We start from the raw sequence: 14,404 nt of genomic DNA on the forward strand, positions 1-14,404 counted from the left end.
ACCATGGGGACTCAAGTCCCAAGGCCATCTGAAAAAGGGTAAGGTCGTTCATGAGCGTACTGGTTACTGGCTTAGTTGGTTACACCACAATATACGCTTCTGATATCATCACCCACTTGAAACAGCGAGGAGCCCTTTTTTGCCTTTGACCTCCCTGACAACGACTGCCGCGTCAAGCGGCTCAGGCGTTGTTTCAAGCGTGTATCCTTCAGGCATGACAAACATCATTGACCATGCCGTACCTTTTTTTTCCTGCAATACCGGAGCGGTCATGGGGATTTTTTCACTGAAAGGCTCCTGAATTACCGGTGCTGTCATGGCGATTTTCTGCTTTCCCCGGTTTTTCCCGAATATATACCCGGCAAGACGGCTGAAAGCCGGACCGCTGGTCGTGTTGTATCGACCCTCGACAACCGTTTCAGCAACGATCATATCACCGTAACGCCTTATTTCTCTTTCTCCATCTTTTTCTATCAACGTATAAGGCGGCTCATCAGCTGTTCGCTTTCCCACCACCGAACAACCGGCAAACAGGAGACACGTCATGAATAAACCCATCAAAACCGGCATAGCCTCCCCCGGATAAAAAAATGATCTGTCATGTAATAAACTCTTCAGAATCAACATCCGGAGCCTGTTAAAGGTTTGAAAACCCGGCTTCGGCTAAAGAACTCCACGCAACGGGAAAAGAACTGCAGAAGAAGTGCCGGGAACAAAGGCTGGATGGTTTCCATAAAAAAAACGCATACCCTGAAAAAAGATATGCGTTTATGAATGGAACAAACGTATTTCACTGAAACGGCAAAAACTCTCCGCTCAGGCTGTTTTATCGTGATGGACCGCTTTGAGGATCTTGAGGTTCAGCACGATAAAGCGCCAGAACTGGTAGATTCTGCAGCGCATCAGGAATTTATCAAACGATGTAGGCCTCATGGGTTATCGCATTTTGTCATTGATTGAAATCTTGCCCGGTTATTCCGGAATGAACTGCCAGCCGATACGGCCCTGGAACTTGTGCATGAAGGTGGTTTCCACCATCTGCTTGAGCCATGCTCCGGAAATGCCGCGCTCGACCTTGGTAACGAACATGTCGCGCCCCTCCTTGTTGTCGTAACGAGAATGATCCGGCACGATGGGATAGATGATCATCACGATGGCCGAACCGTTCCAGAGCGACTTGCCGTTCGAAGCGATGCAGACGGCCAGCATCTCGGACATGCGCTCACGGTGCGTCATGCGCCCGGTCTTGATCATGTCGATCACGTTGAAAGCCACAACCCTGCCGATCACGCCGGAAATCATTCCGGTTCTCGGCGCCCCCGGCGTAATGACCGTGCCATTTTTGGTGGTATGCGGCTCGGAAATCGGGCCGGGAGGCGCAAAGGCGATACCTGCCGAGAAGATGTTCTTGTATGTGGGGTTGTAGTACTGGGCCGGCCATGCGTTTGAGTTCTTTACCAGATCGTCGTATTTCAGGCCGTAGATGCCGTCAGCGAACACAAAGCCGCCGGGGTTGCAAACCGTCGAGGAGATGTCCTTGCCTTCCTTGTCGAAAAACTTGAAGTTAACGCCGCGCGACTGGGGAATGAGCATGGCAAAATCGTATTCGGTCTCACCGTAATTGCCTTCGAAGTCCTCCCAGTATACTTTTTTGGCATCGACCTCCCTGACGCCCCTGCGAACGGCTTTGCCGATACCGAATTCATCCATGGCATCCTCGATGAGGTCGCCCCCCTTTGCAATCCGGCCTCCCTTTGTGACCACATTGATGCCGCCAACGCCGAAATCGCCGATTTCAGGCTCGTTGGTGAGGTAAACCAGTTCGGCTTTATCCCTTACGCCTCTCTGGGTAAGATCGTGATGGATGTTGGTGATGTACTCGAAGGCCGCACCCTGACATGCCGCAAGAGGATGGCCGGTGCCGATGACCAGCTTCTGCTTCTCGCCCCGCTTCATTCGCTCCACCGACTGCAGATAGGCATCGCGAGCCTGAATGGCGGTATCGAAGTGGCAGATCGACTGGGTGAACTTTTTCGGTCCGAGGCCAGGTGTCGCATCATAGTTCATGTGCGCACCGGTCGCAATGATCAGGTAGTCGTACTCGAGGCTTGCCGGACCGGCATTGTTTGCCTGTTCGAGAATAATGTAGTTCTCGTCAGGGTGAACCGAGGTCACGGTACCCTGCACAAAGTTCACATTGAATTTGTCGTAGATTGGCTTTAACTTGAACACGGTATGCTCGGGCTTCACGGCATCGATACCCAGCCAGACCCACGATGGAACAAAACCGAAATAATCGAATTTGTGGACAACCGTTATTTCATGATCCTTGCCTATCGCATCTCCCAGATACATCGCTGCAGTATGCCCTGCAAAACCGGCACCAATAATAACAACCTTTGCCATTGCATCTTCTCCAGTTATACTTGTTTTATGAATGCTCTAAAAAGAGTTGAATTATAAAATTAACATCAAAATGCCATATAGCCAAGCAGTTCTACAAGAATATTGAGCATATGCTAAATTTTATCACCGCAAAGCCACGCCAATACCAAAAAAGAATAAAACCGTAAGAGAGAAGTTCTTCCATGCTGTTTATACTGCACTGAAAGAATAAATCAAAAAGAGAGATTTTTCAAGACATGGGTCCCGACAGAAAAAAAAGAATAGTCGCCATCGATTACGGCACAAAACGCATCGGGCTTGCAGAGAGCGATCCACTCCTGCTTTTTGCCAAGCCGGTCGGCACCGTTGACCGGGAGACGCTGTTCAGCCGGCTTAAGGAGATGGCCGGTCGCCAAGAGATCGAAAAAATCCTCGTAGGCTACCCGCTCAGCAGCGACGGATCGGAGAACAGGATGACCGGGGTAATCGACCGGTTTATCGAAGAGCTCTCCATCGCATTCCCCGGTCTGCCGGTCGAACGGGTCGATGAACACCGCTCTTCACGGGATGCCATGCAGATTCTTGCGGCATCGGGACTCAGCAGAAAAGAACGGAACCGGAAAGGACGGCTCGACACCGCGGCGGCATGCGTCATTCTCAGGGAGTATCTTGAAACACGCCGGTAGTGCACCTGCCCGCCCGAAGGGGGTTTTTCTTTTCCCTTTTTTGCTTCGGCTTCTGTATTTTAACGCTTTACGTATCTTTTCAGTCAACGACCCATTCCCAGCAATCGATTCATGAACAATCCGTCAATGCTTGATATGTTCAAATCGACCGGAGCACTGCTTGAAGGCCATTTCAGGCTCACCTCCGGGCGACACAGCAACACCTATTTCCAGTGCGCGAAAGTACTGCAGTATCCGGAACACCTCTCGACGGTCTGCAGCCGGATAGCCGGCCACTTCAGGGAGTCCGGAGTCGAAACGGTCATTTCGCCGGCAATCGGCGGAATCGTGGTCGGTACCGAGGTCGGGAGGCAGCTTGGAGTGAAAACCATCTTTGCCGAGCGCAAGGAGGGAAAAATGACCATCCGCAGAGGATTCGGCCTGCAAAAAGGGGAACGGGTTGTTGTCGTGGAGGATGTCATCACGACCGGCGGCTCCGTTGCCGAAGTGATCGAACTGGTCGAGGCTGCCGGTGCCGAGCTGGTTGGCGTGGGTTCGGTGGTTGACCGCAGCAACGGAAAGGTACGGCTTGCCGGCAACCAGTATTCGGTGCTCCTGATGGAGGTCGTGAGCTATTCACCCGAGGAGTGCCCGCTCTGCAAGAAAGGTATTCCTGTCGAAGCTCCGGGAAGCAGGGCTAACCAGCAAAACTGACGGCATGAGCGAGCAAAAACCTGCTATCAGAACCATATCGTTTGTCGGCCTCGGGCTGATAGGCGCATCGCTCCTCCGGGCATTCAGGCTGTCGCAGCCTGCCGGAGTGAACAGGCTTTTCATGAAGGGGTACGACCCTTCGTTCAGCGAAAAGGAGCGCCTGGAGGTGCTCAGTCTGGGGCTCGACCGGTTCGAAACCGATAAAAAAGCCCTCTACGACGCGGATCTTATCGTACTGGCGGCGCCTGTGCAGGTGAACATCGGGCTGCTCGACGAAATCAGGGAGTATGCCGCTTCTCCGCTGCTGGTGACCGACGTATCGAGCACCAAGGCGCTGATAGCCGAAAAGGCGCGCGAACTCGGAATTCCTTTTATCGGCATGCACCCCATGGCCGGCCGGGAACAGCAGGGATTCCGCGCGGCTCATGAAGAGCTGCTCAGGGGCAAAACCGTGATTCTCTGCGATAACGGCGCTTTTCTTGACGGCCAGGGAGGACAGGAACTGATGGAACTGCTGGAGTCGGCGGGATGCCGGACCATGCTGATGGACCCGGTCAGCCACGACCGTATTGTAGCCAATATAAGCCACCTTCCCCAGCTGCTCTCCACGCTGCTGATAAACTACTGTGAAGAGAACATTGCTGCTTCGGGACCGGGCTTTGCGACGCTGGCCAGGCTCTCGGGCAGCTCGTGGTCGATCTGGCAGGATATTGTGCTCACCAATAGCGGTAATATCGCCGCAGAACTGGAGCGGTTTGCAGGTGAGCTGCTGTCGCTCTCCTCGGACGTGAAAAACGAGAACATCGAAGGCCTTGCATCGAGATTCAGCAACGCCAACCGCCTGTACGAAACCCTGAAGGAGCTCCACAAGCCATGAAACTCGCCATTGTCGTCAACACTGAACGAAAGGAGGCCGTCCTTCTGGCAAAAGAACTGACCGGATGGCTCGACCGGAAACGGATTGGTTATGTGCTTGAATCGCTCTCGGCCGAAAAACTCGGCACAGGCCCTTCGGCAAAAATCGACGATCTCAACCGGTTGTGCGATCTGTTCATTTCGCTCGGAGGAGACGGTACCCTGCTCTACACCTCGCACTACTCCGAAACAAAGCCGGTGCTCGGCATCAATGTCGGCCGACTGGGCTTTCTGACCGAATTCAGCAAGGATGAAATGATTGCGACCGTCGAAAAGGTTGTGGAGGGAAACTACTCCATCCACAACAGGACACAGCTTGAAGCCATAACGATGGACAACGGCCGTGAACAGAGAATGCGGGCGCTGAACGATGTGGTGATCGAAAAAGGGGCCTATCCGAGAATTCCCACGTTCGTCATTTGGCTCGACGGCGAACTGCTCGGCTCCTACCGGGCAGACGGCATCATCATAGCGACATCGACCGGATCGACAGCCTACTCCATGTCAGCGGGCGGGCCTATTATCGCACCGAAGTCCTCTGTCTTCGTCATCACGCCCATCTGTCCTCACATGCTGACGGTCAGACCTATAGTCATCAGCGACGACAAGATCATCGAGGTTTCCGTCGATGCCCAGTCGGGGGAGTTTCCCCTGAACTGTGACGGGCGAATCACCAGAATGCTGCAGCCCCAGGAGACGGTAACGGTGAAAAAATCGGATGCGCTCATCAACCTGGTCGCCAACGAAGACAGGGACTACTGCGAGATCCTGCGCACCAAACTGCTCTGGGGGCGTGAACATTCGCTCAACCTGCCGGAATGACCCCCCGGATAGGCGACCTCACCCATCTTTCAGGAAATGCATGAGTAACAGCATCAGCCCGGCATCACTTCACCGCCTTCTCGGCATCGCCCGTGAGACACCTCTCGGCCTGGATGCGATGTGCGCCAACCTGCGCTGCGTGCTCTACCCTGCCCGCTCCATCCCGGAAAGGCTTGAGCGCTTCTGTGAGGCTCTGAACGGAACCATGCGTTCGCTCGGCATTACTGCCGAATCCTGCAGCGAATCGCTGCTCTCCAGCGGACGGTTCAGTCCCGGCACGGTGATTCTCGCTCCCGGCATGTTCTCCGACAGCGAGCTTGCCATAAACAGGGTTTCCACTCTCTACAACAACATCATTGTCGGCATCTACGACGAGCCGCCGCCGCTCACCGCCGATGCGCCGCCCCAGGAAAGGCTCGATGCGATCGTCCGGCGACTGGCCCGGGACATGGTGCATATTCTGATCTACGTCACAGAGCATTCGTGGACGATCTGCACCATGAACGGCGGTGTGGTGACCTTCGACACCCCCTTGCCGACGAGGGAAGCTGTACGGGGGACTCTGGTGCCGAAACTGACTGCCCAGGTCGTGCCTCCGAGACCGGAAGACCTGGACTTCCGCCACGGATCGCTCCGGGTCAGCAGCCAGGAATTCAAAAAGACCGCTACTGACTTTATCGGATGCAGCAGAAGATGGGCATCGAGCAGTTACCTGCTGACGCATACCTCGACAGACGGGCTTGAATACCGAAATGATTTCTACCGGAAAATCGTAGCCCGCTACCTCGACCAGCGCAGCGGGATGAGTTACGGGTTTTTCGCCCGGCAGCTGCCGGTAAGGGTGCGGCCCGCCCTGTATCTCGACCGGAGCGAGCCGAAGGATGAAGCCGCGATGGTACCGGTCAGGGTAGGAAATCGCACCCTGCTGGTCGACGTTCCAGATGTGAGGGTGCTCACGACCCGTTCCGGATGCCGGAAAAACCGCCTGGACATCGAAACCGATCTGGTGGAAATCGGGCTGGAAAAAGGTGCTGCCTATCTGAAAACCCCGGAAGGATTACCCGAAGGATCGGTTACAAAACCCTCGTTCGATACCCTTACCATTCTTGCTCATGCGCTTGGCAACGCCTTTATCGCCTCAATCCTGAAAACCCTGAAGCCCGGTGCGCCGTTTACGGAAATGCTTGAAGAGGGAGGCGCTTCGATGACGCACTGGCACGGCTACCCGGACGGCAGCATCCTGCCTGAGGGTTACTTCGTGCATGGCCAAAACAATCCTCCGGTCTCCTGCTCGACGCCGCAATCGGCGGCATACAGCCTTTTCGGTAAAATCGAGGCGCTTGAACAGGCGCTTCAGTCCGGCGCGGAGTATCTCGGCGATGTACATGTTGAGCCGAACCACGGCACGAACATCGTAGGCGTTCTCACCCTCGAGGAGACCGCCCTGCTGCTCAACCGGGCAGGCCAAACGGAAACGGAGCGTACCGAAATGTTCCCGCAGGATATGAAGGTCGGATAAAGTCCGAAGCCCCTCCTACTCCTGACTGTTATCGGCAAACAGCCATTTTCCCTGCTGCTGAAGCACCATCTCTACAATCTCCCGAATACACCCTTTTCCTCCTTCATAGGCCGAGATGTAACCGACACGGTTTCTGAGATAATCGGCTCCGTCTATCGGAGTAACGGGAAATCCCGCTTTTTCGAGCACCGGCACATCGGCAATATCGTCGCCGATATAGGCGCACTCCTCGTCCTGAAGCGAGCGCTCCTGCCGGAAAGCCTCATAGGCCTCAAGCAGACTGGAAGCCTCCAGATAGAGACTGGTAATGCCGAGTGACTCGAGAACAGGACGGAAACACCCTGCATCGCGGTCGGAAACGACCGCAACGAGAAGGCCATGGCGAAGCGCCTCCTTAAGGGCCGATGCATCGCGGTTGGAGATAGAGATAATCTCGCCTCCCTTGCAGTCGAAGGTCATACGGGGCCCGTTCAGCACGCCATCTACCGGAAACACAATGGCCCTGACGCCCTGAAGGGCCTGCTGGATTTTGGAAGATGGATCGGCAAGAGAGGGCTCCATCCCGAAGTACTGAAAACCTGACAAGAGGGTTCCTGTTTAACGTGAATGAATCGACTGCATGCAGCCAGAAAGCTGCCGCAGCTCTTTGATAACAGCGGAAAAATCGCAAAGGGCTATCTGGGTTTCCGCATCGGAGAGTGCCGAAGCCGGATCGGGATGCACCTCGAAAAATATCCCGTTGACCCCCGCAGCTACCGCCGCCCTCGCAAGCGGAAGCAGATACTGGCGCTCGCCTCCCGAAACCCCGTTGCCGACACCGGGAAGCTGCAGACTGTGGGTTGCGTCGTATATCACCGGATAGCCGGTATCAGCCATTTGCGGAATTCCCCGGAAATCGACCACAAGGTTGTGATAGCCGAAACTGGTGCCCCGTTCCGTGAGCATGATGCTCCTGTTTCCTGTTCCAGCTACCTTTTCGGCGGCAAGTGCCATATCCTCAGGAGCCATGAACTGCCCCTTTTTGATGTTAACGGCAAGACCGCTCCGGCCTGCAGCCACCAGCAGTTCCGTCTGACGCGAAAGAAACGCGGGTATCTGCAGCACATCAACATAGGGGATGGCAAGAGCAACCTCCGAGGCCTCATGCACATCGGTCAGCACCGGCATGCCGAACTGCTCGCGGACTGCTGCAAGTATCTCGAGCGCTTCGCCGTCGCCGATGCCGGTAAAAGACGAAGCAGAAGAACGGTTCGCCTTTCGGTACGAACCCTTGAAGATAAAAGTCACCCCCTCCCGGCTGCCGATACGCTGCAACTCTTCGGCCACAGCAAAGGCCATGGCACGGCTTTCAATGATACAGGGACCGGCAATAAAGAAAAGAGAGCCGTCCGACGGAATTTCAATGGAACCGATGGAGAACTTTTGCACGCTGTTACCGGTTATTTTATTACGAGTTACCTTAAAAGAAAAGAAATCTCGGGCATTTTTTTTACTCAGACCTTAAATTTACAACATTATTCGTTATTACAGGTACCTATCTTAAGGGAACAACCATGAAACCTGTTGCGGACGAAGTAAATCAGGTTGCAACAGGTTACCTGCAGCACCCGTAATCAAAAACGACTGAATCCATGAGCACAGTTGATACCCGGCAACGCCTGAAGGAGATCGAGAAACAACTTGCCAGTCTTGTTGAGGAACAGACCGCGATCAAGGCACAGTGGGACACCGAGAAAGAGCTGATCAAAGCGTCCAGGGAACTGAAATCGGAACTTGAACAGCTCCGGCTCCAGGCCGAAGAATATGAACGTCAAGGAGACTACGGCAAGGTGGCGGAAATCCGCTACGGAAGCATAGCGCGCATCGAGCGCCAGATTGTAGAGAACCGTGAAAAAATTGAGGAGAAGCAGGCTTCCGGCGACCTGATCATGAAAGAGGAGATCGATGCCGAGGATATAGCTGACATCGTCTCCCGCTGGACCGGCATACCTGTCAGCAAGATGCTGCAGTCCGAACGGCAGAAGCTGCTCGGCATAGAGGATGAACTGCACAAGCGCGTCATCGGGCAGGATGAGGCGGTCAGTGCTGTCAGCGAGGCGGTCAAGCGGTCGCGGGCGGGAATGGGCGACGAAAAAAAACCGATAGGATCCTTCATCTTTCTCGGGCCGACGGGTGTCGGAAAAACTGAACTGGCCCGTACGCTGGCAGACTATCTGTTCGACGACGAGGATGCCCTGATCCGCATCGACATGAGCGAATATATGGAGTCGCACAACGTAAGCCGTCTGGTGGGCGCGCCTCCGGGATATGTGGGATATGAAGAGGGAGGGCAACTGACCGAAGCCGTGCGGCGAAAACCCTTTTCGGTAGTGCTGCTCGACGAGATCGAAAAAGCCCACCCCGATGTGTTCAACATCCTGTTGCAGATTCTTGACGACGGGCGGCTGACCGACAGCAAGGGGCATACGGTGAACTTCAAGAACACCATCATCATCATGACCAGCAACATCGGAGCCCAGCTTATCCAGGCGGAGATGGAGAAAATGAACGGCGTGAACCGCGATGCTGTACTTTCGGGTTTGCAGGAAAAACTCTTCCAGATGCTCAAGCAGCAGGTGCGCCCGGAGTTCCTCAACAGGATCGACGAGATCATTCTCTTTACGCCGCTTTCCAGAGATGATCTTCGTCAGATTGTGGAGGTACAGTTCGAGCGCATCAGGGCAACCGCCATGCGCCAGCATATTGCCCTTGAGATCACCCCCGAAGCCCTCGACTGGCTTGCCAACGCAGGTTTCGATCCTGCGTTTGGCGCCAGGCCCCTGAAACGGGTCATGCAGCGCAAGATAACCAACAGGCTCTCGGAACTGATTCTTTCGGGTGCCGTGCAGGAAAACGACTTCGTAAGGGTAGGGTTGTCCGACGGAGAGCTTGCCGTAACAAAAGCGGTGGGGGCGGAATGATTTTGAAAACGTTCGCTGCCGCCCTGCTCCTCTTCATGCAACTCGCCCCGATGCAGGCCAGGGCTGCGGAACGGCCAGACAGCATGGCCGTCAAAATCGGGCAGATGCTCATGATCGGCTTCAGGGGACTCTCGACCGCCGAAGCTCCCGGAATCGTCGACGATATCCGGAAACGCCATATCGGGGGAGTGGTGCTCTTCGACTACGATGTTCCAGCCAAATCCCCGGTTCGGAACATCGGCAGCCCGGAGCAGCTCTCGAAACTCGCGCTTGAACTGATGGATCTTTCGGAAATCCCGATGCTCATCGCAATCGACCAGGAAGGGGGAAAGGTAAACCGGCTGAAAAGCTCGAAAGGGTTTCCTCCGAGCGTTTCAGCAGCACATCTTGGCGCCCTCGACAATCCCGACAGCACTACCAGTGCCGCCCTCGTTACCGCTGCGACGCTGAAAAAAATGCATATCCCGATGAATCTCGCACCGGTAGTCGATCTGAACGTCAACCCGAACAACCCGGTTATCGGAAAGCTCGGGCGCAGTTTTTCGGCCGATCCGAAAATTGTTATCCGAAACGCGACCCTGACGGCAAACGCATGGCGTCAGGAGGGTGTGATAGCCACCCTGAAGCACTTTCCCGGACATGGCAGCTCATCGACCGATACGCATAAGGACTTTACCGACGTTACCTCAAGCTGGACCCAGGATGAGCTCGACCCCTACCGGACCATGATCGCTGCTGGCTACGACGATGCCGTGATGACTGCGCATGTCTTCAACGCGAAGCTCGACAGCCGATACCCTGCGACACTTTCAAAAAAGGTGCTTGACGGCCTCCTGCGCAAAAAACTCGGCTTCAAGGGGGTAATCGTCAGCGACGACATGCAAATGAAAGCCATTGCCGACCATTACGGGCTGGAAGAAGCCATCCGCCTGGCCCTCGACGCCGGAGTGGATATCCTGCTCTTCGGCAACAACACCTCCTATGATCCGGATATCGCTGAAAAAGCCACGAAAATCATCCATAAGCTGGTAAAAAACGGCACTATCGACAGAACCCGCATCGACCGTTCCTACCGGAGAATCATGGCACTCAAGGAACGTTACCTTTATCACTGCAAATAATGAAAACACTCTATCTGGTACGCCATGCGAAATCGAGCTGGGACAACACCCTGCAGAGCGATTTCGATCGCCCTCTCAACGACCGCGGGATGGCGTCAGCCCCCCTCATGGCTGCGCGCATGAAAGAAAAGGTGGGGAAACCCTCGATTGTAGTGTCAAGCCCGGCAAACCGGGCGATCACGACTGCGGAAATCGTTGCCGAAATCCTCGGTTATCCGAAGAGCGAGATTGTGCAGAAGATGGAGATCTATACCGGGGGCCGTGAAGCGCTCCTGCAGATAGTGCGATCGCTCTCCCATGACTGCGATTCAGCGATGCTTTTCGGACACAATCCCGTCATGACGGACTTCTCGAATTTCCTTACGGGAGAACGGCTCGACAACATGGTTACCTGCGGGGTAATCCGCATCGATCTCAGCTGCGGATCGTGGGCTGAGGCCGGGGAGCGTTCAGGAATGAAGATCTGGTACGACTATCCGAAAAAACACGAGTGATGGGTATGCGGTTCAGTACCCTTCCTTTTTCGGTTCGCGGGTCATGAGCTCGAGAGTGGCCTGCTGAACCGGCTTCCCCTCAAAAAGCATTTCGTAGACCGCCTGGGTTATGGGCATTTCCACACCTCTGGCCTTGCTGAGCTCATAAACGGCTTTTGAGGTCAGCACGCCTTCGGCAACCATGTTCATGTGGCTCACCACATCCTCAAGCGAACGACCACGTCCTATCTCTTCGCCGACATAACGATTGCGGCTGTGACGGCTCAGACAGGTTACCACAAGATCGCCTATCCCTGAAAGTCCGGATACGGTCATCGGGTCACCGCCCAGGCTTACGGCAAGGCGAGACATTTCGGCAAGTCCGCGGGTAATGATAGCGGCTTTTGCGTTGTCGCCATAACCGATACCGTCGGAAATACCTGCCGCGATGGCAATGATGTTTTTCACTGAACCGGCAATCTCGACACCGATGATGTCGGTATTGCTGTAGACCCTGAACATGCTGGTATGAAAAACCTCCTGAACCCTCTCTGCGGTTTCAACCGAGGTGGATGAGGCGACAACCGTGGTCGGCTGCTCTTTTGAAACCTCTTCGGCATGGCTCGGCCCGTAGAGGGCTGCAACCTGCGACGGCTGAAGCCCGGCAATGGTTTCAAGCAGCACTTCCGACATGCGCTTGCCGGTTTTCAGCTCGATGCCCTTGGCAACGTTGACGATGATTTTTCCCTCTACCGGAAGATCACGAAACTGTTCGGCGGTTTCACGCAGGGCCTGGGAGGGAACCGCCGTCACAAACATCTCTGCAGGAGCAAGTGCATCTTGCAGAGATGTGAAAACCTGCAGGGTATCGGGAAAACGCACCCCGTTGAGATAACGGCTGTTTTCACGTTTGGCGGCAAGCTCTGCGGCAAATTCGGCACGGTGTGCCCAGAGATTCACCCGGTATCCTTTTGAGGCAAGAAGAACGGCAAGCGTGGTGCCCCAGCTTCCTGCACCAAGTACGGCAATGTGCAGAGGAGCGGACGGGCGGCTCACGAATGTTTTCCGAAGGTTACCCGGTTCTCCGTGCCGGAAAGCAGCCTCCTGATATTGGCACGATGGGTATAGAGAATGCCGAGTGCGACGATGAAGCCGAAAATCAGGAGATGATAGTCGAGGCTGTCATGGAAAGAGAGCTGCTCGCCGAACAGCCTGATATAGTAATCCAGACCTGTGCCGAGTTCGAAAATGTACTTCCGGATGGCGATGATGAGAGGAAATGCTACGGCAGCGAGTATCGAGGCCACCGAAACATAGCGAGACAGATAGATTGTGAGCAGAAAAACGCCTATAACCATGAGCATGCTGACCGGAGCGATGCCGATAAGCATGCCGGCCGCGGTACTGACCCCCTTGCCTCCCTTGAATCCGGCAAAAACGGTAAACACATGGCCGATAACCGCGCTCATACCGGCGACCAGACGCAGGGCGACCTCGTTCATATCGGGAAAAACGTCGATCGGGTGGTGGCGGAAAAACGCGACCACCGACACGGCGGCAACAACGCCTTTGACGATATCGATAAGCGTAACCGTAAGACCGGTTTTCCATCCGAGAACCCGGAAGGCATTGGTGCCACCGGCATTACCACTGCCGAATTGGCGGATATCGATACCCTTGATAATTTTTCCCGCCATGATGCTGGTGGGAATCGACCCGATGATGTAGCTTACTGCTATAATGGCAACTAACGTCAGCATAGAGTTGATGATTGCGTTATTGCGAAAAACTGTATGAAAAATCAGGCGTTGGTAACTGAACCTATAATGTATGCAATTTCTCCGATGGATTTCAAATACTCCATCATCTCAGGGGCAGCTTCGCGGCGAATCACCATCACCAGACCGATACCCAGGTTGAATGTGCGGCGCATGTCCTCTTCGGGAACCTCGCCCGCCTTGCGGATGATGTTGAAAATTGCAGGTTCAGGCCATGAGTCCCAGGCGACCGACAGGGCAAGACCTTTGGGAATGATGCGCATGGTATTGCCGGTGAGTCCGCCGCCGGTAATATGCGACAGCCCCCTGACATCAGGAGAGCCCGAAAGCGGACCGATAACCGGCAGATAGCTTCGGTGCACCTTGAGCAGTTCTTCGCCTGCCGACCCTTCAAGCCCTTCGAAACGCTCCTGCATCCTGCCCTCGAGCACTTTTCGCGCAAGCGAATAGCCGTTGGTGTGCAGGCCGGTGGACGGCAGTCCGATCAGTACGTCGCCAGCCTCGATCGAAGAGCCGTTCACGATTTTTTCGTGATCGACAACACCGACAATCGAACCGGCCAGATCGAAATCAGTTTCGTCATAGACACCCGGCATTTCAGCGGTTTCTCCTCCAATAAGCGCACAGCCGTTCTCCCTGCAGGCAGTCACCATTCCGGTAACCACTCCTGCCGCAATGGCCGGAGTCAGCTTGCCGCAGGCATAGTAATCGAGAAAAAAGAGCGGCTTGGCTCCGCAGACTGCAATATCGTTCACACAGTGGTTGACGAGGCATGAACCAACAGTATCGTAGATACCGAGTTCGATAGCGATCTTGAGCTTGGTGCCGACACCGTCGATACTGCTGACAAGCACCGGTTTACGGTATCCGGAAAAATCCGGCAGAAAAAAACCTCCGAACGCGCCGATATCGGTTATGACATTGGGGGTGAAGGTCCGGCGAACCTGGGGCTTGATCATGCGGACGAACTCTTCACCCGCGCTGATATCGACTCCGGCTTTCTTGTAATCCATGATAACGTAATCTGTTTTATGCATTAAACGGCAGCAGTC

15 protein-coding genes are annotated in these 14,404 nt (G+C 54.7%); 8 read left to right on the forward strand and 7 right to left on the reverse strand.

What is annotated here, in order from left to right; all coding sequences use genetic code 11:
- Positions 1 to 108 precede the first annotated feature (108 nt).
- Both K9G39_RS09330 and K9G39_RS09335 read right to left on the reverse strand, forming a co-directional pair.
- Complete coding sequence (locus K9G39_RS09330; protein ID WP_363319383.1) at positions 109 to 627, reverse strand: heme-binding protein; 519 nt, start codon at positions 625 to 627, stop codon at positions 109 to 111.
- Between the two features lie 345 nt (positions 628 to 972).
- Positions 973 to 2,406 (reverse strand): FAD-dependent oxidoreductase, encoded by a 1,434-nt coding sequence (locus tag K9G39_RS09335; protein WP_292004653.1) that lies wholly within the window; start codon positions 2,404 to 2,406, stop codon positions 973 to 975.
- Between the two features lie 236 nt (positions 2,407 to 2,642).
- Between K9G39_RS09335 and ruvX the strand changes: the two genes are divergently transcribed.
- From ruvX to K9G39_RS09360, 5 genes are all read left to right on the forward strand, one after another.
- Positions 2,643 to 3,071: a Holliday junction resolvase RuvX gene (gene ruvX, locus K9G39_RS09340; RefSeq protein WP_292004654.1), complete on the forward strand. Its 429-nt coding sequence runs from the start codon at positions 2,643 to 2,645 to the stop codon at positions 3,069 to 3,071.
- A 111-nt stretch (positions 3,072 to 3,182) separates the two neighbouring features.
- Entirely contained in the window at positions 3,183 to 3,764 is a 582-nt protein-coding gene (gene pyrE, locus K9G39_RS09345; RefSeq protein ID WP_292004655.1) for an orotate phosphoribosyltransferase, read from the forward strand.
- 4 nt (positions 3,765 to 3,768) lie between these two features.
- On the forward strand, positions 3,769 to 4,641 hold the full coding sequence (locus K9G39_RS09350; RefSeq protein WP_292004656.1) for a prephenate dehydrogenase/arogenate dehydrogenase family protein: 873 nt from the start codon (positions 3,769 to 3,771) through the stop codon (positions 4,639 to 4,641).
- On the forward strand, positions 4,638 to 5,501 hold the full coding sequence (locus K9G39_RS09355) for an NAD(+)/NADH kinase (RefSeq protein ID WP_292004657.1): 864 nt from the start codon (positions 4,638 to 4,640) through the stop codon (positions 5,499 to 5,501). The genes K9G39_RS09350 and K9G39_RS09355 overlap by 4 nt, the downstream gene beginning before the upstream one ends.
- 40 nt (positions 5,502 to 5,541) lie before the next feature.
- Entirely contained in the window at positions 5,542 to 7,020 is a 1,479-nt protein-coding gene (locus K9G39_RS09360; RefSeq protein WP_292004658.1) for a hypothetical protein, read from the forward strand.
- Between the two features lie 15 nt (positions 7,021 to 7,035).
- Here K9G39_RS09360 and K9G39_RS09365 read toward each other — a convergent pair whose 3' ends face one another.
- Positions 7,036 to 7,581 (reverse strand): 3-deoxy-D-manno-octulosonate 8-phosphate phosphatase, encoded by a 546-nt coding sequence (locus K9G39_RS09365; protein ID WP_292004683.1) that lies wholly within the window; start codon positions 7,579 to 7,581, stop codon positions 7,036 to 7,038.
- Between the two features lie 36 nt (positions 7,582 to 7,617).
- Positions 7,618 to 8,448, reverse strand: coding sequence for a 3-deoxy-8-phosphooctulonate synthase (gene kdsA, locus K9G39_RS09370; protein ID WP_292004659.1), 831 nt, complete (start codon positions 8,446 to 8,448; stop codon positions 7,618 to 7,620).
- 203 nt (positions 8,449 to 8,651) lie between these two features.
- On the opposite strand from kdsA, the gene K9G39_RS09375 reads away from it, so the two are divergent.
- From K9G39_RS09375 to K9G39_RS09385, 3 genes are read left to right on the forward strand one after another with little or no spacing between them, the layout of a single operon-like run.
- Positions 8,652 to 9,980: an AAA family ATPase gene (locus tag K9G39_RS09375; protein ID WP_292004660.1), complete on the forward strand. Its 1,329-nt coding sequence runs from the start codon at positions 8,652 to 8,654 to the stop codon at positions 9,978 to 9,980.
- Positions 9,977 to 11,101: a glycoside hydrolase family 3 N-terminal domain-containing protein gene (locus K9G39_RS09380; protein WP_292004661.1), complete on the forward strand. Its 1,125-nt coding sequence runs from the start codon at positions 9,977 to 9,979 to the stop codon at positions 11,099 to 11,101. The genes K9G39_RS09375 and K9G39_RS09380 overlap by 4 nt, the downstream gene beginning before the upstream one ends.
- The gene (locus K9G39_RS09385; protein ID WP_292004662.1) at positions 11,101 to 11,595 is read left to right on the forward strand and encodes a histidine phosphatase family protein; all 495 of its coding nucleotides are present in this window, start codon (positions 11,101 to 11,103) and stop codon (positions 11,593 to 11,595) included. The genes K9G39_RS09380 and K9G39_RS09385 overlap by 1 nt, the downstream gene beginning before the upstream one ends.
- Positions 11,596 to 11,607: 12 nt before the next feature.
- Here K9G39_RS09385 and K9G39_RS09390 read toward each other — a convergent pair whose 3' ends face one another.
- From K9G39_RS09390 to purM, 3 genes are read right to left on the reverse strand one after another with little or no spacing between them, the layout of a single operon-like run.
- Positions 11,608 to 12,609, reverse strand: coding sequence for an NAD(P)H-dependent glycerol-3-phosphate dehydrogenase (locus tag K9G39_RS09390; RefSeq protein ID WP_292004684.1), 1,002 nt, complete (start codon positions 12,607 to 12,609; stop codon positions 11,608 to 11,610).
- A 17-nt stretch (positions 12,610 to 12,626) separates the two neighbouring features.
- Positions 12,627 to 13,334: a glycerol-3-phosphate 1-O-acyltransferase PlsY gene (gene plsY / locus K9G39_RS09395; protein ID WP_292004663.1), complete on the reverse strand. Its 708-nt coding sequence runs from the start codon at positions 13,332 to 13,334 to the stop codon at positions 12,627 to 12,629.
- Between the two features lie 41 nt (positions 13,335 to 13,375).
- Complete coding sequence (gene purM, locus K9G39_RS09400; RefSeq protein ID WP_292004664.1) at positions 13,376 to 14,365, reverse strand: phosphoribosylformylglycinamidine cyclo-ligase; 990 nt, start codon at positions 14,363 to 14,365, stop codon at positions 13,376 to 13,378.
- Between the last annotated feature and the right edge of the window lie 39 nt (positions 14,366 to 14,404).

Origin of the sequence: Chlorobium sp., from assembly GCF_021740465.1 — a bacterium.
Taxonomy (GTDB): domain Bacteria; phylum Bacteroidota; class Chlorobiia; order Chlorobiales; family Chlorobiaceae; genus Chlorobium.